The following is an 18,178-nucleotide window of genomic DNA, read 5'->3' on the forward strand; positions in this document are numbered from 1 at the left end:
GTCAGTGCACGTTTGCGGATTCGACCCCGTTGTTTTGCGTTCGAACGTCGGTCGATAGCTGACGCAGGCTTTGGCTGGCGGTCTCCATCCGTTCCAGTGCGGTCAGGGTGCCCGCTGCACACAGGGACAATACGGCGAGTGCGACAAGGGATTCGAGCAGGATGGCGCCGTGTTGGCGCTTGACGTGATGGCAGACAGGCATGAGTCGACGGACACTTGGAAAGTCGCTCAAGTTAGTGTGAATTTGGCCGTATAACTGTCATATCTGGTCAATACCCTCTCCGGGAGTCGGGGGCACGGCGTCCCATGCAGCGACGGATCGTTGGTTTTTCACCAACACTAGCCTTCCCGAATCTCGCGGTTGAAGGAGGGGGTTGTTGACACTTTTTGACTAATTCCCCACTATTCCGGGGATGCATCTGCCTGGGCTTTTTTGTCGCGCAGATGATCACGTTCACGGGGGTCGGACGTGAGCCATCCTAGAAGAACTCAAATCAGTTCCAAATCGGCAGCGCGCGAACTCGGTTGCGTCGTGACTGCCGCATAAAACAATAGTCGGGGGTTCGAGTCATGCTTAACGGGATCTCGCCCATTGGGCGATGTGGGTGCGCGATCAGGCAACGGCATTCCGGCTGAGAGTTGAGATGCGCGCATTGGTTCGCGGTTCTCTTTTCGCCCTTTGGTTTCGCAAAGTCGTTCAGGCTCACCCGAGCTTGGTATCGGCGCGACTGCGCTATTCGCGCGCACTACAAGGCCAATCGGGCGGCTCGCCTATTGTCACGACATTATTGGCAACTCGCGGCTTCACGCTGACCGAGCTAATGGTGGTCTTGGCGATTCTCGCCATTCTCTTGGTGGTCGCGATCCCTTCTTTCGCACCGATGCTGCGTAGCAATCGTGTTTTTGCTGTGCAAACTGAGGTCATGTCCTCGCTCGCTTTGGCGCGAAGCGAGGCCGCTAAACGCGGCATTCCAGTGAGCGTGGTTTTGTCAGGCGCGTCTGGAGTGGTAGGTAACGAATGGGGCGCGGGTTGGTCTGTCTGGGTCGATTTAAATGCCAACGGGGTGGTTGATAGTGGGGAGGTGTTGCGTGCACACGATGCCTTGCCACCTGGGTTCACGCTGAGCGTGCCGAACAACGGCGCTCTCAAGTTCGATGCCCATGGTTTTCTGTCGCCGGCCGTGCTGCGCCAATTGAAGGTGTGTTCCACCGCCAGCGGTACGTCGGGATATCAAATCACGATTCAGCCGAACGGACTGGTCGATGCTGCCAGCGCAACGTGCCCATGAATGCTCGCCCCCTGAATTCCACTGCACGAGGCTACGCGCTGTTGGAAGCGCTGATTGCGCTTCTGGTCATTTCTGTCGGCTTAATCGGGTTCTCACGCTTGCAATTGATCGGGATGTCCAGTTCGAACATTTCCACGCAACGAAGCAAAGCCGTTTACTTGGCGTATGAGATAAGCGACAGAATACGCGCTAACCTTACGGGCTATTCTGCGGGCGCCTACAGCAGCCTGTCGGGTGCCGCTAGCAATCCCAATTGTGTGTCGAATTCAGCGGGCTGCTCGGCAGCGCAAATTGCTCAGAACGACTACTACGAGTGGTCGAACGAGCTTAGTACGCAGCTTCCGCAAGGTGCTGGTGTGGTTTGCTTGACCAGCAAAATATCGCCGACTGCGACGCCCACCGCGCCTGGCTGTGACGGTGGCGGAAACGTGTACGCCGTTATGGTCTGGTGGACCGAGAACGGCCAGCAACAGATGCTCTCGCAGAGCTTCAAGCCATGATGAATCGCCGACAAACCGGCCTCTCACTAGTTGAACTCATGGTCGGATTGACCCTGGGTTTGCTGCTCGTGGGCATTGCCGTTTCGATCTATCTCTCGGGTCGTCAAACATCGCGCGTGGTCGATACGGTGGGGCGCTTGGAGGAAAGCGCCCGCTTTGCGGTTGAGGCGATCGAGCAGGACATCCGCATGACCGGTTTTCGCGGTTGTAACGGCATGGCCAACTCGCCGGTCAATACCCTGAACTCGCCGGGCTCCTTTAACAATCGATTTGATCAGACGCTTTTTGGTTACCACGGCAGTGGATCAACGTGGACGCCGGCGCTCGATACGAGCATCAGCAGCCTTCCGCAACCTCCGATTGCGGGGACAGATGTCATTGCCATCAAGCGCACCTACGACAATGGCGCTGCATTAACTGCGCAGATGACGGGAACAACTGGTGCGGTGACGGTGGAGGCAAGCGCGCCGTTTGCTCAGGGTGACTACATCCTCGTCTCCGACTGTGAAGCTCAAGCGGTCTTTCAGGCGACGCAGGTCACGAGCAGTCCAACGACTGGTTCGCTGTCGCATGCAGCCGTTGCTGTGCCAACGCCTGGCAATGCCAGTGCGGATCTCACGCATGTCTTCAACACGGATGCATCGGCGTACCGTGTTGTGACCAAAACCTATTTCGTTGCCCAGAGTGCCAGGAACAAAGCGGTGAACTCCTTGTGGTCTTACAGCGTGCCTGACTACACGGGTGCGGGTCAGCCCCAGGAACTGGTTGAGGGTGTTGATAACCTGGTTCTTCTCTATGGGGAAGACACGGATAACGACCAAGCCGCGAACCGCTATGTCACTGCAGATAACGTTGGTACCTGGAACAACGTAGTCAGTGTGCGGATTCAGCTCTTGATGGCATCGGTTCAGAACAGCGTGTCGCCCATTGCTCAAACCTATACCTTCAATGGCGCTTCGGCGACGGCAGCCGACAGAAGAATACGCTCGGTGTTTACGAGCGTAATTACGCTGCGCAACCGGGTGATGTGATGCTACTGCTGAATTTGAATAGGCTGCGCGTTGCTCAAGGCGGTGTTGCTTTGCCTGTTGCGTTGGTGTTTCTGGTGCTCCTGACGCTTCTAGGGTTGGCGCTCGTCAATGGCTCGGTAATGCAGGAAATGATGTTGGGCAACAGCAAAGACAGCAAGCTTGCCTTTCAGGCTGCAGAAGCGGCCCTTCGTGATGCCGAATTGGATGTTGCTCAAAACATCACGACCACAACGGCTTTTGTGCAGGCGTGCACGAACGGGTTGTGCACGCCACCCTCGTCGTGGTCAACGCCAAAATCGGCGTCGGTATCCTCTTTGATCGATTGGACTAACGGTGCGAATACACGCACATATGGCGCTTATACGGGGGCAGTTGCATTGCCCAATGTTGCATCCCAGCCGCTATACGTCATTGAAAAACTCTCTGGACTATCCGTGCCGGCCGGCGAGAGTATTGGGATTGGTGTGAAGCCTCCAGCAGGAGGGACGGCTTACCGGATCACGGTCTACTCGACCGGCGCACGCCCCGAAACCCACGTCGTTCTAGAATCCATTTACGTGAAGCGCTGAGGCCATGAAGACACAATCTTTCTTAGTCAAGGCGCTCGCGCTGTTGATCAGCTCGCTGCTGCCGCTGACAACTAACGCGGCGCTGCTCACCATCGCGCAATATCCGCTGTTTCTGTCGAGCAACACAGCCACCCCCAATATTTTGGTGGTCTATGACAACTCGCAGTCCATGGACGGGACGATGACGGGCAAGTTGATCGCGGGCAACGATCCGACCACACGTGGCAACATTGCGCGCTCGGTGATTACGTCGACCATCTCGAACTATCGCACCCAATTCAACTGGGGCCTAGCGACGTTCGATGCACCGGGGCCCAGCCTGTACAACACGTATGCCTACTTCTTTGGGAGCGCCAGCACCATGGTGTTCACAAATGACTGTGTCAACGGCATTTCCGCATCGAACGGCGGCCTGCGCTGCGTCCCGAATCCGCAATCGGGTGCCTCGTATTCGTATTTGACTTACGAGCTCAGTGGCGATGATCCTGCCATCAATGACGTCTTGTACTACAACGGTACGTGGCCGTATCCGTGGGCTATTGGCTTATCGGGGGGGACGACCAGCAATCCCAATACCAATTACAACGGGTGCCAGAACCACGCCAACGTGTCGACCTGGAATTCCGGTGACTTCTCGGGTTGCCAGCAAGTTGGCTTTACCCCGACCGACGCCGGGTTTCTGCCGGGCAATCCTCCTTACTCACGAATGATCTGGCTATCGCGTGCGTGGGGCTACTATGCCAACATAAGCGGGTCCGGCAAAATGCTGGAAGCTGTGCAGGCGGATTCGCCCTCGCACTACCAGAATCTGATCGATTATCTGGCGCCGGAGACAAACTCAAATTCAGCAGCGAGCGGCCACAGCAAGCTCGAAATCAAGAACGGGGCGGTGGCTACACCTCTCTCTGGCAGTCTGCAAACGGCGAGGAGTTACTTCGCGGGCTCGCAGACTGGCTATTCGACGCCTGTGACTCAAAGTTGCCAGAAGAACTTTGTGCTGTTAGCGACCGATGGCAACCCCACCGGCAAGACCGATGGTTCGATGTGGGCGCTTTCCGATCAGCAAAGCACCTATAACTCGAGCACTGGACAGTGGACGTTCTCCAACGCTGCGAACGATGTGTTCAGTCAAATCACGGCGTTACGCAGTACGAGCGTTAAGGGTTATACGAGTCCCTTTGACATTCAGACCTACGTGGTCGGGATGGGTAGCACGGTGTCCAACCCCGCTTCGGTAGCTGCGCTCAACCAAATGGCAAAGCTCGGGGGGACGGGCAATGCTTACCTGAGCACGGATCCCGCAACGCTGCAGCAGCAGTTCCAAAGCATCGCGGCGGACATTACCACCAAGGTGGCAGCGGCTTCGGCCGTTTCCCTGAACGCGGGTTCCTGGGGGACAGGCACTGCCTTGTATCAGGCCAAGTTCAGCAGCGCCGACTGGTCGGGGCAGTTGCTTGCATATGCTATTAACTCGGACGGTTCGATCGGCAGCCAACTCTGGGATGCCGGCCAGCAGATCAATTCCCAGAACTGGGATACCGGGCGCCAGATCCTGACGTACAAGCCGTCTGCGGCTCTTGGCGCTCGCGGTATTCCGTTCCGGTGGCCTGTATCGCCGGGTTCGCCGAAGGCGACCGAGATGGACGCGGCGCAATCGACCAAGCTGAACTACAACGCCAGCCAGACCACCAACGATGGCTATGGCTCGCAGCGTGTGACCTATCTGCGTGGCAACAATGCCAACGAAGCCAATACGTGTGGGTCCTGCACACCTTCGTTTCGCAATCGTCCGACGAGCAAGCTGGGCGACATCATTCACTCATCGCCGAACTATGTCGGCGCGCCTGCGTTCAACTATCCAGACAACATGGAGAGCGCCCCTTACTCCGCATTCGTATCGACTTGGCGCAATCGAACGCCGATGATCTACGTCGGAGCCAATGACGGCATGCTGCACGGCATCAATGCGTCTACGGGGAAAGAGTCGATGGCCTATGTTCCGGCGGCCATCTACAGCAACCTCAGTATGCTGACCGCTCCGACCTACACACACCAGTACTTCGCGGACGGCTCCGTCACGGTGGGGGACACCTTCTATAAGAGCGGGTGGCATACGTTGCTGTCAGGCGCGCTGGCCGGTGGAGGACAGGGCATTTTCGCGCTCGACGTCACCGATCCGTCGAAGTTCACCGAGTCGACTGCGAGCCAGGTCGCGCGCTGGGAATTCACCGACGCGAATGACGCAGACATGGGCTATAGCTTTGGCCAACCGTTGATCGTCAAAACAAACAACGGAAGGTGGTCCGTTATTGTGGCCAATGGTTACAACAGCACGCAGTCTGATGGTGCGGCGAGCACGACCGGCCACGCAGTGCTGTTTGTGTTGGATGCAGAAACCGGAGCGGTCACTGCAAAGATTGATACGAACGCTGGCACTACTGCTGCGCCAAATGGCCTGTCAGGACCTGTCGCCGTTGATACCAACGGGGATGGCATTGCCGACGTTGTTTATGCCGGCGATCTGGCGGGCAACATGTGGAAGTTCGACCTGTCGAGCAGCACGGTCAGCAATTGGGGGGTTGCATTTGGTACCTCCGGCAGTCCGCAGCCGTTGTTCAGTACGGGGGGGCAGCCGATTACGGTACGCCCGGACGTGACTCGAAATTTGCAAGGTAACTACCTCCTGGTCTTCGGCACGGGGCAGTACTTCACAACGACCGATACAGCGTCGACGGCTGGACAGACCTTCTACGGCATCATCGACAAGGGCGCCACGATCAGCGGCCTGTCTAATCTTCAGCAGCAATCGGTGTTGGGCACAACAACGGGTCCCGACGGCAACACGTATCGCATCACGACACACGCCGTAGGAGCGCCAACCTTGGACGCGCTTCGGTCCGGCGACAATGCAATTTCACTTGGGTCCTACAACAGCTCGAAGCTCGGTTGGTACATCAACTTGCCGACTACCGGAGAGCGTGCTGTGACAGATGCGACCATTCGTTCGGGTCGTGTGATTTTTAACACTGTCATCCCGTCCACCGCCCAATGCAGCGCCGGGGGTACCGGCTGGGTGATGGAGCTGGATGTCTTTACGGGCAACCGTTTGGATAGTCCGACCTTCGATACCAATGGCGACGGAGTCATCAACAACTCGGATCTACTCCAATATGGCGGTTCGCCCGCCAATACGAGTGGTCGACAAGTCGGCTCAATTCCGGCTGCTCCGGGCTTTTTGCAGCCCATCCAAGCACCGGGCGCCTCGCCATTTGAAAACAAATACGTCAATACTTCGGCGGGTGCCATTCAAGTGATTGGTGAAACGGCAGGTAAGGGTTCCCGTGGCCGTGTTGCATGGCGGCAATTGAACTGAGGGGGCAGGTATGAAGAAGCTATGTGTGATTGCCACCTTTGTGCTGGCAGGCAATGCAGCATATGGTGCGCTGGCGGTGGGAGGTGGCGAGCCTGGTGGCGTGACGCCCAGCCCGGCGTCGAGTCGGGCGCGGCCCCATGCGAGTGAAGCACCTCGCATGATACGTGGCGTGGTCACCGCGCTCAATCTGGATAAAGGTGAGATCTACGTGCAGGGTAACCGCCTTCAGGTCGGTCGTGCGGTGCGCGTATTTGGCCCTGCTGGGGATGAGGGCCGCCTCTCGTCGTTGCGTCTGGGGCAAGAGATTCGTTTCCTGCTGGATCCAAAGGACGCCTCTGAACGGACGATTTCAGTTATCTACTTCCAATGAACACAGGACTCTCTCGCTCTCGGCGTTTGCCCCGCGGCTTCACATTGGTTGAGCTGATGATCACGGTCGCTATTGTGGGCATCCTCGCCGTCGTGGCGTATCCGTCGCTCAACGGCTACATACAAAAGTCCAGGCGCGCGGATGCCAAAACGGCATTGCTCGCGGTGGCTCAGAAAATGGAGCAATACCGCTCATTGGGCAACACCTACGCTGGCGCGACATTGGGCGCCAGCGGCGTTTACGCCAATACCAAGTCAGACAACGGCTACTACGCTCTGAGCTTCTCTGTCGTGCCTACGCAGACGGTCTATACGGTTCAAGCCGTTCCGCAGGCCGGTCAGGCAACGGATGCATGCGGTACCTTCAGCTACGATCAGGCGGGGAATAAAATGGTATCTGGGGGCACGCTTACGGCATCGAGCTGCTGGTAGTCGTCGGCCGGAGCGCAGCGGCGATAGAAGCCGTTCGCGTGCGTGCTATTTCCGCACATTCGTCGCCGCAACCTCGTCCAGCACGTCCCGAAACTCAGCCAGATCCTCAAAACTCCGGTACACCGACGCAAAGCGGATGTACCCGATCTTGTCCAGCCGCTTGAGTTCGCGCATCACCAGTTCGCCCACGCGGTCGCTGCCGATTTCCTTTTCGCCGTGGCTGAGGAGTTTTTCTTCGATGCGGGCGATGGCCTCGTCGATGGCTTCGGCGGAAACGGGGCGCTTGCGCAGCGCCAGGCGCATGGAATCCTTGACCTTGTTGCGGTCGTAGTCGACGCGGCTGCCGTTCTTCTTGACGACGGCCGGAAAGAACAGCTCGATGCGTTCGTAGGTCGTGAAGCGGCGGTCGCAGGATTCGCAGCGACGGCGGCGGCGCACGGTGTCGCCTTCTTCCGACATGCGGGTATCAATCACCTGGGTGGCCGCGTGGCCGCAAAAGGGGCATTTCATGCCGGTGGTCTCCTCGGCAACCTCAAAGAACGCACTGCGCTAAAAGAACAACGCCGCGATGGCCCCTCATTCAATTCGGGGCGCATCGCGGCAGGGTACTACGTGGCCGGAAGATCCGGCCATCGGCGGATGCCTCAGCCGTAGACCGGGAACTGCTTGGTCAGCTCAGCCACCTTGGCGCGCACGGCGGCGATGTTGGCCTCGTCGTGCGGGTTGTCCAGCACATCGGCAATCAGGTGGGCGACCTTCACGGCCTCGGCTTCCTTGAAGCCACGCGTGGTCATGGCAGGCGAGCCCAGGCGCACGCCCGAGGTCACGAACGGCTTTTCCGGGTCATTCGGAATGGCGTTCTTGTTGACCGTGATGTGTGCATCACCCAGCACCTTTTCGGCTTCCTTGCCGGTGATCTTCTTGGCGCGCAGGTCGACCAGCATCACGTGGCTTTCGGTGCGGCCGGAGACGATACGCAGGCCGCGGGCCATCAGCGTTTCGGCCATGGCTGCAGCGTTCTTCACCACCTGTTCCTGGTAAGCCTTGAACTCGGGCGACAGTGCTTCCTTGAACGCCACCGCCTTGCCGGCAATCACGTGCATCAGCGGGCCGCCCTGGATGCCCGGGAAGATCGCCGAGTTGATGGCCTTCTCGTGTTCGGCCTTCATCAGGATCACGCCGCCGCGCGGGCCGCGCAGGCTCTTGTGCGTGGTCGTCGTGACGAAGTCGGCGTGCGGCACCGGGTTCGGGTACACACCGGCAGCGATCAGGCCCGCGTAGTGGGCCATGTCCACCATGAAGTACGCACCAATCGACTTGGCGATCTTGCCGATGCGTTCGAAATCGATGCGCAGCGCAAATGCCGATGCGCCGGCAATGATCAGCTTCGGCTTCTTCTCTTGCGCCAGGGCTTCGAGCGCGTCGTAGTCGATGTCTTCCTGAGCGTTCAGGCCGTAGCTGACAACGTTGAACCACTTGCCGCTCATGTTGAGCGCCATGCCGTGGGTCAGGTGGCCGCCTTCGGCCAGGCTCATCCCCATGATCGTGTCGCCCGGCTTGAGCACGGCGAAGAACACGCCCTGGTTGGCCTGCGAGCCCGAGTTCGGCTGCACGTTGGCAGCTTCGGCCCCAAAGAGCTGCTTCACGCGATCGATGGCGAGCTGTTCCACCACGTCCACGTATTCGCAACCGCCGTAGTAACGCTTGCCGGGGTAGCCCTCGGCGTACTTGTTGGTCAGTTGCGAGCCCTGCGCGGCCATCACGGCCGGGGAGGTGTAGTTCTCAGAGGCAATCAGCTCGATGTGGTCTTCCTGACGCTGATTTTCCTTCTGGATGGCGGCAAAGATTTCGGGATCGATCTGGTCGATCGTATAGCGGCTGCGTTCGAACATGGCGAGTGTCTGGTCTGAAACGAAACGGAAATGGCAGAGATCGGGCGAGGCGTGGGGAAACATGCGCGCGGCTTGAACGACTGCGCTCGGCGTTAGCCGATTGCAGAGGTGTCCGAGTCACCCTGTGCTTCCCATTCGCTGCCCAGGCGAGCGGCAGGCGCCGTTGTGCATGACGCCAGAAACCTTGCGCTTCCTCGTGGTCGCTGCCCACATGTCGAAGCCGCTGAAGCGGCTTCAGGATTCGCCAGTCGCGCAAGGTGGAATGGTTGTTCGCGAGTGTACGACAGCCCCATGGCCGCCGCAAGAAGCGGGCGTGCAGACACGCACATTGCGGTGCAATAAGGCACAAGGCTTCAGGTAAACTCTGATCTTTCGCATTTTCAGGTCCGGAGACACTTTCATGATCGTATTCGTGACCGGCGCAACCGCCGGGTTCGGCGCGGCCATCGCGCGGCGTTTCGTACAAGAAGGCCATCGTGTGATCGCGGCAGGGCGCCGCCAGGACCGTCTTGATGCGCTCAAGGCCGAGTTGGGCGACGCGGTGCTGCCGTTCGTGCTGGATGTGCTGGACGTCGATGCCGTTGCTGCCTTGCCGGGCACCCTGCCCGAGGGCTGGCGCGAAGTCGACGTGCTCGTCAACAACGCCGGTCTGGCTCTCGGCCTTGAACCTGCCCAGCGCGCTGACCTGACCGATTGGGACCGCATGATCGGCACCAACTGCTCCGGGCTGGTTCATATGACGCGTGCGTTACTTCCGGCCATGGTCGAGCGCAATCGCGGACACATCATCAATATCGGCTCGATTGCGGGGACGTACCCATACCCGGGCGGCAACGTGTACGGCGCCACCAAGGCGTTCGTCCGCCAGTTCTCGTTGAACTTGCGCGCGGACTTGACTGGTACCCGCGTCCGCGTATCGAACGTTGAGCCAGGTCTTTGCTCCGGCACCGAGTTTTCCAACGTCCGTTTCAAGGGGGACGATGCCCGCGTAGAGAAGGTCTACGAAGGCACGGAAGCGCTGACGGCAGACGATATTGCCGAGGCGGTCTACTGGATGGCGGCGCTTCCCGCGCACTTCAATGTCAACGCGATGGAGCTGATGCCCGTTTGCCAGTCATTCTCGGCCACCAGCGTGACGCGAGGCATGGCCTGAATTCGAGCGCAAGCCCTCGGCCAGTCGGTGGATGTCTGGCCGTCACTTGCGTCTTGGTAAAATTACTCGATGGCTTCTTTTGACTGGAACCTGCGCGTGTATTGGGAAGATACCGACGCAGGCGGCGTGGTGTTTTACGCCAACTATTTGAAATTTTTTGAGCGCGCCCGCACCGAGTGGCTGCGCGCGCTTGGGGTCGACCAGCAGGCTCTGGCCGACACGACCGGGGCCATTTTCGTGGTCCGCAGCACCGCCGTGGATTACCGCGCGCCGGCGCGCCTGGATGACCTGCTGCAGATCCGTTCGCGTATGGAACGGGTTGGCCCTGCGTCTGTCCAATTCGCCCAAGAAGGCTGGCGTGGCGACGTTTTGCTCGCATCAGGCACGATTCGTGTTGGATGTGTCGACCGGCTCACTTTCCGGCCGACCCCGATTCCCGCTCCCGTACTCGCAACCATCAAAGCCGCCGCATGAATCCCGTCGAGGTCACACAAGATCTGTCGATCGTCTCGCTGGTGCTGCACGCCAGCCTCCTGGTCCAATTCGTCATGGGCCTGCTGCTGGTGATGTCGCTGTTCTCCTGGACGTACATCTTCCGCAAAGCCTTCGCCCTGCGCGCCGCGCGCAGCCAGACCGAATCGTTCGAGCGCGATTTCTGGGCTGGCGGCGACCTCCAGGCGCTGTATCAGAGCGCCGCCAACAACCGCCACACCACCGGCGCGCTTGAGCGCATCTTTGAAGCCGGCATGCGTGAATATTTGAAAGCGCGTGAGCTGCAGCGCGGCGGCGGCGATCCGAGTGCCATCCTCGATGCTTCCCGCCGTGCCATGCGTGCGGCTTACCAGCGTGAGATGGACTCGCTCGAATCGCACCTGCCATTCCTGGCGTCGGTCGGCTCGGTCAGTCCGTATATCGGCCTGTTCGGCACGGTCTGGGGGATCATGAACGCCTTCCGCGGCCTGTCCAACGTGCAGCAGGCGACGCTGTCGGCGGTGGCGCCCGGTATTGCCGAAGCGCTGGTCGCCACGGCCATCGGTCTGTTTGCGGCCATTCCGGCGGTGATCGCCTATAACCGCTACGCCACCGAAATGGACCGCCTGGCCAACCGGTTCGAGAGCTTCATGGAAGAGTTCTCGAACATCCTCCAGCGCCAGACGCGCTAAGGAGTCGCGCTCATGGCTACCATCCAGCGAACGCGCCGCGCCCGACGGGCCAAGGCTGACATCAACGTTGTTCCGTACATCGACGTGATGCTGGTGCTGCTGGTCATCTTCATGGTGGCGGCACCCGTCGTGAACCCGGGCGTGGTCAATCTGCCCTCGGTGGCCAACGCCACGCCGCAGCAGACCCAGCCGCCCATCGTCGTGACGATCAAGGGCGACGGCACGATCCTTGCTCGCATCAAGACCGGTTCGGGAGCAACCGAGCAGAAGCTCGCCAACAACAACGAGCTGCGCGCATTTGTGAAGCAGCGCACTGACGAAAATCCTGATCAGCCCGTCGTGATTGCCGCCGACAAGTCGGTCCAGTATGACCGCGTGCTGACCGTGATGAGCGTGCTCAAGGGCGATGGCGTGAAGCGCGTCGGCCTGATGGTGAAATCGTCATGAGCACGCTGAAGAATCCGGGCGAGGCAACCTGAACGTCATGGCTACGACGTCGTTGCACCGTTACGAGCCTGTTCGCGAGCGCGGCACGCTGCGCGCATTCGGGCTGGCGGTCCTGACACACGTTCTGCTGATCATCTTTCTGTACTTTGGCGTGCAGTGGCAGAGCAGCACCCCGCGCGGCGAGGAAGCCGAACTGTGGGACGAGGCGGCGGTTCAGCAGGCCGTGCAGCAGGCCGCGCCGGTGCCCGAGGTCAAGCCCGAACCGGTGATCAAGGCACCGCCGGCCAAGGTGGAAGAGGAAGCCGATATCGCGCTGGAGCAGCAGAAGCGTAAGCGCGAGCAGGAAGCTGCCGCCGCCCGTGAGGCCGAACTCGTCCGCCGCGCCGCCGAAGAACGCGCCGAAGCCCAGCGTCAAGCCCGTCTGAAGGAAGAGCAGCAGGTGCGTCAGGCGGAACTCCAACGCAAGGCCTTGGCAGAACATCAGGCCAAGGAAAAGGCCGCTGAGAAGGCTGCCGCGGACGCAGCGCAGGCCCGCAAGAATGCACAGCTGCAAGCCCAGGCCGAAGCGAAGGCGAAGGCGGAAGCCGATGCGAAGCAGAAGGAATTGAAGGCCAAGGTCGCCGCAGAAGCCAAAGCCAAGGCCGACGCCGAGCATAAGGCGAATGAGTCGCGCGCCAATGCACAACGCCAGGCGCAGTTGGACCGTCTGCGTGCGATGGCGGGTGCGGGTGCGACGGGCACGGTGGCGGGCTCCGGCGGCGGTGTCGGCAATGCCCAAGGCACGGGCGGTACGGCGTCGGCAGGGTATGCCGAGCGCGTACGGGCCAAGGTCAAGCCGAACATCCTGTTCGATCCTTCGGCCGTCAATGGCAACCCGTCGGCAGTGGTGTCGGTGCAGATGGCGCCGGACGGTTCGATCCTGTCCAAGCGCCTGACGAAATCGAGCGGCAATGGCGCCTATGACGAAGCGGTGATGCGTGCGGTCGAGCGCTCCGACCCGCTGCCACGCGATACCAACGGCAAAGCGCCGTCGAGCGTCATCCTGACGTTCCGGCCGAAGGAATAACGGGTTGGCGCTCCTCAAAGTGGCGCTGGCCGGCGTACTCAGATTCCGGATTTGACAGTAGGGAAGATGAACATGATGCGAACGATGTGGATCCCGATGTTCCGACGCGCTGCGCAGGCACTGCTGCTGACCGCAGCGTGCGCCGGCGTGGCCCATGCCCAGCTCAATGTGGAGATCTCGGGCGTCGGCGCCAGCCAGTACCCGATCGCGATCGCCAACTTCCAGGGCGAGGCGCAGGCCCCGCAAAACCTCTCGGCCATCGTCCGGGCAGACCTGGTGCGCAGCGGCCGCTTCTCGAACGTCGATGTTGCGGGCGCCGTGGTACCGGAGAGCCCCGCACCTGACCTGGGTGCCTGGAAAGCCAAGGGCGCCGCAGCATTCGTGGGCGGCACCGTGACCCGTAACGGCGACCGCTACGAAATCCGCTTCCGCCTGTACGACACCGCCAAGGGCGAAAGCCTGGGCGGTCTGTCGCTTACGCGCGGCCCCGGCCAACTGCGCCTGGCCGCACACGAAATTGCCGATTACATCTACCAGAAGCTGATTGGCGAGCGCGGTGTTTTTGCAACGCGCCTGTCGTACGTGTCCAAGGTCGGCCGCCGCTTCCAGCTGCAGATTTCCGACTCGGACGGCGCCAACCCGCAGATCGCATTGACGAGCAACGAGCCGATCATCTCGCCGGCGTGGTCGCCGGATGGCACCAAGGTCGCGTATGTGTCGTTCGAGAGCAAGAAGCCGGTGGTGTATGTGCACGACCTGGTGGCAGGCCGCCGCACGGTCATCTCGAACCAGAAGGGCAACAACTCTGCGCCGGCCTGGTCGCCGGACGGCCGTCATGTGGCGGTGTCGCTCTCGCGCGATGGCAATACGCAGGTCTACCTGGTCAACGCCGATGGCTCGGGCCTGCGCCGCCTGAGCCGCAGCAGCGCGATCGATACCGAGCCGTCGTTCTCGCCGGATGGCCGCTCCATCTACTTCACCAGCGACCGCGGTGGCGCACCGCAGATCTATCGCATGTCGGTTGACGGCGAAGAGGCGGGCGGTGCGCAACGCGTGACGTTCAAGGGCAACTACAACACGAGCCCGCGCGTGTCGCCAGACGGCAAGCTGCTGGCGTACATTTCGCGCGTGGGCGGTGCCTTCCGCCTGTACACGCAGGATTTGTCGAATGGCGATGTGAACGCGTTGACGGACACCTCTAACGATGAATCGCCGAGCTTTGCGGCCAACGGCAAGTTCATCCTGTATGCCACGCGCGTTGGCGGCAAATCGGTGTTGGCCGCTGTGTCCACCGACGGCCGTACGCGTCAGGTTCTTTCCCTCCAGGCCGGCGAAGTTCGTGAGCCGGCGTGGGGTCCTTTCATGCAATAACGAAGCTGTTCCAACAGGAGAAATCGGACATGTCGAAGTCCCAAACCATGATCAAACTTGCAGCCATTGCCGCGCTGCTGGCCCTGGGCGCTTGCAGCTCGGGCGTGAAGCTCGATGACACCGCCAAGAACGGGACGGGCGGTGCCGCTGGCACGGGCGCTGACGCCCGCACGGTGACCCCGGTGGACGTGGGCCGCGACGAGCTGACCGACCCGAACAGCCCGCTGGCCAAGCGCAGCATCTACTTCGATTTCGACAGCTACTCGGTCAAGTCGGAGTACCAAGGCCTGCTGGGTCAGCACTCGCGCTACCTGCAATCGCACAACCAGCGCAAGGTCCTGATCCAGGGCAACACCGACGAGCGCGGCACGAGCGAATACAACCTCGCACTGGGCCAGAAGCGTGCCGAGGCCGTGCGTCGCGCCCTGTCGTCGATGGGCGTGCCTGACAGCCAGATGGAAGCCGTGAGCCTGGGTAAGGAAAAGCCGCAAGCGACCGGCCACGACGAAGACTCGTGGGCACAGAACCGCCGCGCCGACATCGTCTACTAATCGGTATGGTTTGAAGTGGAACGCGCCGGCTGCGAGGTTGCGGCCGGCGTTCTTACGTTGGCAATCACATGAATACGATGATGAAACAGCGCGCTTATGGGGCCATGCGTCGGGCCATCCTGATGGCGACGCTCGTCGCGGGTGGCGCCCTCACCGTGGCCGGCCCGGCGGCAGCGGGGGTGTTTGACGACGATGAGGCGCGCCGCGCCATCATCGACATGCGCGACAAGTTCAACAACTTCCAGTCGACGGCGGCCCAGCGCATCGATCAGAACAGCAAGAACCTGATCGACGCGCAAAACCAGATCGAGACACTCAAATCCGAAGTGGCGCGCCTGCGCGGGCAGAACGAAGTCCTGCAGAACAGCGTCGATACGCTGACCAAGCAGCAAAAGGATTACTACGCCGACCTCGATGCGCGCCTGAAGAAGTTCGAGCCGCAGCAAGCGACGGTGGACGGTCGCGAAGGGATGGTCCAGCCGAACGAGAAGCCGGAATACGACGCTGCGCTCAAGGCGTTCCAGGGCGGGGACTTCAAGGGCGCGGGCAACCAGTTCTCGGCGTTCGTGAAGAAGTATCCGCAAAGCCCGTATCTGCCGCTGGCGCAATTCTGGCTGGGCAACGCGCTCTATGCGCAGCGCGACTACAAGGGCTCGAGCTACGTGCTGGAGAACATGGCGCGCAGCAATCCGCAGCATCCGAAGGCGCCCGATGCCCTGCTGCAGGTGGCGACCAACCAGGGCGAGTCTGGCCAGAAGGCGGCCGCACGCAAGACGCTGGAATCGGTGGTCTCGCAGTATCCCGGCACCGAGCAGGCTAAGACCGCGCAAAGCCGTCTGAAGTCGATGCGCTGATCGGCAGGCCGCTCGGCATGTGAACGAACGCCCGCCCGTGGCTGCACCGGCGGGCGTTTTTTCATGGACCGCTGAATAGCGGGCATATGCCCGGTTGGGCGCGGGCAGGGCGGCGGCACGCTAAAATGAGGGCCTTCCCGATTTGCTTTGCAAGGCTTCGCCCATGAAAAAACGCGCCATCGTCCTGCTTTCAGGCGGCCTGGACTCTGCCACCGTGCTTGCCATGGCCAATGCCGACGGCTTTGAGACTTACGCGCTGTCGATGCGCTACGGCCAGCGCCATTCGTCCGAGTTGGAAGCAGCCAAGAAAGTGGCGGCGGCGCTCGGCGCAGTGCGCCATGAAATCGTCGATCTGGACTTGCGCAAGTTCGGGGGCTCCGCGTTGACGGACGATGCGCTCGATGTACCGACCGACGGTGTGCAATCGGGCATCCCGATCACGTATGTGCCGGCACGCAACACGATCATGCTGTCGCTGGCGCTTGGCTGGGCCGAGGCGGTTGGCGCACGCGACCTGTTCTTCGGCGCGAATGCCGTGGACTACTCCGGCTATCCGGATTGCCGTCCCGAATACGTTGCCGCGTACGAAACGCTGGCCAACCTGGCGACGAAGGCCGGCGTGGAAGGCGAGCGCATCCGCGTGAACGCACCCATCATCAACATGACCAAGGCGGAGATCATCCAGGCCGGTGTGCGGCTGGGCGTGGACTACGGCCTGACCGTGTCGTGCTACAAGGCCGACGACGCCGGCCGCGCTTGCGGCGTGTGCGATTCGTGCCGCATCCGCAAGGCCGGCTTTGAAGCCGCGGGCGTGCCCGACCCCACCCGCTACGTCTGAGGCACCATGCCCGATATCGATCTCAACGTGTTGTCCCACACAGTGCTGTGGGGCACGTTTGCGCTGACGTTCGTGTTTGGCGCGATCCTTCAGCGCACGCACTTCTGCACCATGGGCGCGGTGTCCGATGTCGTCAACATCGGCGACTGGAACCGGCTGCGCATGTGGGCGCTGGCCATCGGCGTGGCCATGATCGGCACGGGATGCCTGAGCTGGCTTGGCCTGATCGATACGAGCAAGACGATCTACACGGCGAGCAAGCTGCTGTGGCTGTCGTCGCTGGTGGGCGGGCTGTTGTTCGGCTTCGGCATGGTGCTGGGCTCGGGGTGCGGCAGCAAGACGCTGGTGCGCATCGGCGGCGGCAATCTCAAGTCGGTCGTGGTGTTCGTGTTCCTGGGGCTGGCGGCGTACATGACGCTCAAGGGCGTGTTTGGGGTGGTGCGTGTGGCGACGGTGGACAGCGTAGCCGTTGCGTTGCCGACGTCGCAGGATCTGCCGAGCGTGCTGGGCCACGCGTTCTCCACCGATGCGCGCGTGCTGCGTCTCGTGCTGGCGCTGGGGATCGGCGGGGCGCTGTCGCTGTGGGCGCTGCTGGGGCGCGATTTCCGCACGGGCGACAACCTGCTGGGCGGCATCGGCGTCGGGCTCATCATCGTCGGCATGTGGTACGTATCGGGGCATCTCGGTTACGTGCAGGAAGATCCGAACACGCTGCAGGAAGCGTTTGTGGCGACCAACAGCGGGCGCATGGAGGCGCTGAGCTTCGTGGCCCCGGTGTCGTATACGCTGGAGTGGCTGATGTTCTTCAGTGATACATCGAAGGTACTGACGGTCGGCATTGTGAGCGTGCTTGGCGTGATTGCAGGCTCGGCAGCGGTGGCGCTGGCCACGCGCACGTTCCGCTGGGAGGGCTTTGCCAATGCCGAGGACACGGGCAACCACATCATTGGCGGCATCCTGATGGGCATTGGGGGCGTCACGGCGCTCGGTTGCACGATCGGGCAGGGGCTGTCGGGCGTGTCGACGCTGGCGATCGGTTCGTTCATCGCGCTGGCCGGCATCGTGATCGGTGCGGTGCTGGCGTTCCGCTACCAGATGTGGCGAATGGAGCAGCTCGTTTGATCTGGTGAGCGTTGACAGAATCGCAGATATCTTCCTATAATCGCGGTCTTTGGGGTCTTTAGCTCAGTCGGTAGAGCAGTAGACTTTTAATCTATTGGTCGCGGGTTCGAATCCCGCAGGACCCACCAAAATTCGCAGGGCTGACAGGCAACTGTCGG

At 61.1% G+C, this 18,178-nt stretch carries 20 protein-coding genes, 1 tRNA gene and 1 riboswitch; of the genes, 18 read left to right on the forward strand and 3 right to left on the reverse strand.

The window, feature by feature from the left end; translation table 11 throughout:
* Position 1: 1 nt before the first annotated feature.
* On the reverse strand, positions 2–202 hold the full coding sequence (locus BEK68_RS26055; protein ID WP_012435064.1) for a type IV pilus modification PilV family protein: 201 nt from the start codon (positions 200–202) through the stop codon (positions 2–4).
* A gap of 442 nt (positions 203–644) precedes the next feature.
* On the opposite strand from BEK68_RS26055, the gene BEK68_RS02495 reads away from it, so the two are divergent.
* Genes BEK68_RS02495 through BEK68_RS02520 form a run of 7 tightly spaced genes read left to right on the forward strand, consistent with a single transcriptional unit; the run spans position 645 to position 7,563 of the window.
* Positions 645–1,289 carry a GspH/FimT family pseudopilin gene (locus tag BEK68_RS02495; protein ID WP_012435065.1) on the forward strand — a complete coding sequence of 215 codons (645 nt, stop codon included), beginning with the start codon at positions 645–647 and terminating at the stop codon, positions 1,287–1,289.
* The gene (pilV, locus tag BEK68_RS02500) at positions 1,286–1,789 is read left to right on the forward strand and encodes a type IV pilus modification protein PilV (RefSeq protein WP_004629533.1); all 504 of its coding nucleotides are present in this window, start codon (positions 1,286–1,288) and stop codon (positions 1,787–1,789) included. Before BEK68_RS02495 ends, pilV begins: the two co-directional genes overlap by 4 nt.
* Complete coding sequence (locus tag BEK68_RS02505) at positions 1,786–2,820, forward strand: PilW family protein (protein WP_012435066.1); 1,035 nt, start codon at positions 1,786–1,788, stop codon at positions 2,818–2,820. Before pilV ends, BEK68_RS02505 begins: the two co-directional genes overlap by 4 nt.
* A complete protein-coding gene (locus tag BEK68_RS24655; protein ID WP_004629531.1) occupies positions 2,820–3,389 on the forward strand; it encodes a pilus assembly PilX family protein in 570 nt (189 codons plus the stop codon). Before BEK68_RS02505 ends, BEK68_RS24655 begins: the two co-directional genes overlap by 1 nt.
* A 4-nt stretch (positions 3,390–3,393) precedes the next feature.
* Positions 3,394–6,762, forward strand: a complete 3,369-nt coding sequence (locus BEK68_RS02510) for a pilus assembly protein (protein ID WP_012435067.1) — start codon at positions 3,394–3,396, stop codon at positions 6,760–6,762.
* A gap of 10 nt (positions 6,763–6,772) precedes the next feature.
* Positions 6,773–7,132, forward strand: coding sequence for a hypothetical protein (locus tag BEK68_RS02515; protein WP_012435068.1), 360 nt, complete (start codon positions 6,773–6,775; stop codon positions 7,130–7,132).
* The gene (locus BEK68_RS02520; protein ID WP_012435069.1) at positions 7,129–7,563 is read left to right on the forward strand and encodes a type IV pilin protein; all 435 of its coding nucleotides are present in this window, start codon (positions 7,129–7,131) and stop codon (positions 7,561–7,563) included. Before BEK68_RS02515 ends, BEK68_RS02520 begins: the two co-directional genes overlap by 4 nt.
* A 45-nt stretch (positions 7,564–7,608) precedes the next feature.
* Here BEK68_RS02520 and nrdR read toward each other — a convergent pair whose 3' ends face one another.
* Positions 7,609–8,073 carry a transcriptional regulator NrdR gene (nrdR, locus tag BEK68_RS02525; protein WP_004629525.1) on the reverse strand — a complete coding sequence of 155 codons (465 nt, stop codon included), beginning with the start codon at positions 8,071–8,073 and terminating at the stop codon, positions 7,609–7,611.
* 134 nt (positions 8,074–8,207) lie between these two features.
* The gene (glyA, locus tag BEK68_RS02530) at positions 8,208–9,455 is read right to left on the reverse strand and encodes a serine hydroxymethyltransferase (RefSeq protein ID WP_012435070.1); all 1,248 of its coding nucleotides are present in this window, start codon (positions 9,453–9,455) and stop codon (positions 8,208–8,210) included.
* 133 nt (positions 9,456–9,588) lie between these two features.
* Positions 9,589–9,717: riboswitch (ZMP/ZTP riboswitch) on the reverse strand.
* 138 nt (positions 9,718–9,855) lie between these two features.
* On the opposite strand from glyA, the gene ydfG reads away from it, so the two are divergent.
* The 11 genes from ydfG to BEK68_RS02585 all read left to right on the forward strand — a co-directional run bounded on the left by ydfG (position 9,856) and on the right by BEK68_RS02585 (position 18,148).
* On the forward strand, positions 9,856–10,608 hold the full coding sequence (gene ydfG / locus BEK68_RS02535) for a bifunctional NADP-dependent 3-hydroxy acid dehydrogenase/3-hydroxypropionate dehydrogenase YdfG (protein WP_004629521.1): 753 nt from the start codon (positions 9,856–9,858) through the stop codon (positions 10,606–10,608).
* Between the two features lie 69 nt (positions 10,609–10,677).
* Positions 10,678–11,082: a tol-pal system-associated acyl-CoA thioesterase gene (ybgC, locus tag BEK68_RS02540; protein WP_004629519.1), complete on the forward strand. Its 405-nt coding sequence runs from the start codon at positions 10,678–10,680 to the stop codon at positions 11,080–11,082.
* Positions 11,079–11,771, forward strand: coding sequence for a protein TolQ (gene tolQ / locus BEK68_RS02545; RefSeq protein WP_004629517.1), 693 nt, complete (start codon positions 11,079–11,081; stop codon positions 11,769–11,771). Before ybgC ends, tolQ begins: the two co-directional genes overlap by 4 nt.
* A 12-nt stretch (positions 11,772–11,783) precedes the next feature.
* The gene (tolR, locus tag BEK68_RS02550; RefSeq protein ID WP_004629515.1) at positions 11,784–12,218 is read left to right on the forward strand and encodes a protein TolR; all 435 of its coding nucleotides are present in this window, start codon (positions 11,784–11,786) and stop codon (positions 12,216–12,218) included.
* Positions 12,219–12,255: 37 nt separating this feature from the next.
* Positions 12,256–13,284: a cell envelope integrity protein TolA gene (gene tolA / locus BEK68_RS02555; protein WP_012435071.1), complete on the forward strand. Its 1,029-nt coding sequence runs from the start codon at positions 12,256–12,258 to the stop codon at positions 13,282–13,284.
* A gap of 66 nt (positions 13,285–13,350) precedes the next feature.
* Positions 13,351–14,655 carry a Tol-Pal system beta propeller repeat protein TolB gene (tolB, locus tag BEK68_RS02560; RefSeq protein WP_004629511.1) on the forward strand — a complete coding sequence of 435 codons (1,305 nt, stop codon included), beginning with the start codon at positions 13,351–13,353 and terminating at the stop codon, positions 14,653–14,655.
* A gap of 29 nt (positions 14,656–14,684) precedes the next feature.
* On the forward strand, positions 14,685–15,206 hold the full coding sequence (gene pal, locus BEK68_RS02565) for a peptidoglycan-associated lipoprotein Pal (protein ID WP_004629508.1): 522 nt from the start codon (positions 14,685–14,687) through the stop codon (positions 15,204–15,206).
* A gap of 68 nt (positions 15,207–15,274) precedes the next feature.
* Positions 15,275–16,060: a tol-pal system protein YbgF gene (gene ybgF / locus BEK68_RS02570; RefSeq protein WP_004629505.1), complete on the forward strand. Its 786-nt coding sequence runs from the start codon at positions 15,275–15,277 to the stop codon at positions 16,058–16,060.
* A gap of 163 nt (positions 16,061–16,223) precedes the next feature.
* Positions 16,224–16,898, forward strand: a complete 675-nt coding sequence (gene queC, locus BEK68_RS02575) for a 7-cyano-7-deazaguanine synthase QueC (protein WP_012435072.1) — start codon at positions 16,224–16,226, stop codon at positions 16,896–16,898.
* Positions 16,899–16,904: 6 nt separating this feature from the next.
* Positions 16,905–18,020, forward strand: coding sequence for a YeeE/YedE family protein (locus BEK68_RS02580; RefSeq protein ID WP_012435073.1), 1,116 nt, complete (start codon positions 16,905–16,907; stop codon positions 18,018–18,020).
* 52 nt (positions 18,021–18,072) lie between these two features.
* Positions 18,073–18,148 (forward strand) — tRNA-Lys (locus tag BEK68_RS02585).
* Positions 18,149–18,178: the final 30 nt, after the last annotated feature.

This window comes from Ralstonia pickettii, from assembly GCF_001699815.1.
Taxonomy (GTDB): Bacteria; Pseudomonadota; Gammaproteobacteria; order Burkholderiales; family Burkholderiaceae; genus Ralstonia; species Ralstonia thomasii.

Coding starts and splice junctions, on each gene's coding strand:
- BEK68_RS26055 (WP_012435064.1), bottom strand. CDS start 202: ATGCCTGTCTGCCATCACGTCAAGCGCCAACACGGCGCCATCCTGCTC.
- BEK68_RS02495 (WP_012435065.1), top strand. CDS start 645: ATGCGCGCATTGGTTCGCGGTTCTCTTTTCGCCCTTTGGTTTCGCAAA.
- pilV (WP_004629533.1), top strand. CDS start 1,286: ATGAATGCTCGCCCCCTGAATTCCACTGCACGAGGCTACGCGCTGTTG.
- BEK68_RS02505 (WP_012435066.1), top strand. CDS start 1,786: ATGATGAATCGCCGACAAACCGGCCTCTCACTAGTTGAACTCATGGTC.
- BEK68_RS24655 (WP_004629531.1), top strand. CDS start 2,820: ATGCTACTGCTGAATTTGAATAGGCTGCGCGTTGCTCAAGGCGGTGTT.
- BEK68_RS02510 (WP_012435067.1), top strand. CDS start 3,394: ATGAAGACACAATCTTTCTTAGTCAAGGCGCTCGCGCTGTTGATCAGC.
- BEK68_RS02515 (WP_012435068.1), top strand. CDS start 6,773: ATGAAGAAGCTATGTGTGATTGCCACCTTTGTGCTGGCAGGCAATGCA.
- BEK68_RS02520 (WP_012435069.1), top strand. CDS start 7,129: ATGAACACAGGACTCTCTCGCTCTCGGCGTTTGCCCCGCGGCTTCACA.
- nrdR (WP_004629525.1), bottom strand. CDS start 8,073: ATGAAATGCCCCTTTTGCGGCCACGCGGCCACCCAGGTGATTGATACC.
- glyA (WP_012435070.1), bottom strand. CDS start 9,455: ATGTTCGAACGCAGCCGCTATACGATCGACCAGATCGATCCCGAAATC.
- ydfG (WP_004629521.1), top strand. CDS start 9,856: ATGATCGTATTCGTGACCGGCGCAACCGCCGGGTTCGGCGCGGCCATC.
- ybgC (WP_004629519.1), top strand. CDS start 10,678: ATGGCTTCTTTTGACTGGAACCTGCGCGTGTATTGGGAAGATACCGAC.
- tolQ (WP_004629517.1), top strand. CDS start 11,079: ATGAATCCCGTCGAGGTCACACAAGATCTGTCGATCGTCTCGCTGGTG.
- tolR (WP_004629515.1), top strand. CDS start 11,784: ATGGCTACCATCCAGCGAACGCGCCGCGCCCGACGGGCCAAGGCTGAC.
- tolA (WP_012435071.1), top strand. CDS start 12,256: ATGGCTACGACGTCGTTGCACCGTTACGAGCCTGTTCGCGAGCGCGGC.
- tolB (WP_004629511.1), top strand. CDS start 13,351: ATGAACATGATGCGAACGATGTGGATCCCGATGTTCCGACGCGCTGCG.
- pal (WP_004629508.1), top strand. CDS start 14,685: ATGTCGAAGTCCCAAACCATGATCAAACTTGCAGCCATTGCCGCGCTG.
- ybgF (WP_004629505.1), top strand. CDS start 15,275: ATGAATACGATGATGAAACAGCGCGCTTATGGGGCCATGCGTCGGGCC.
- queC (WP_012435072.1), top strand. CDS start 16,224: ATGAAAAAACGCGCCATCGTCCTGCTTTCAGGCGGCCTGGACTCTGCC.
- BEK68_RS02580 (WP_012435073.1), top strand. CDS start 16,905: ATGCCCGATATCGATCTCAACGTGTTGTCCCACACAGTGCTGTGGGGC.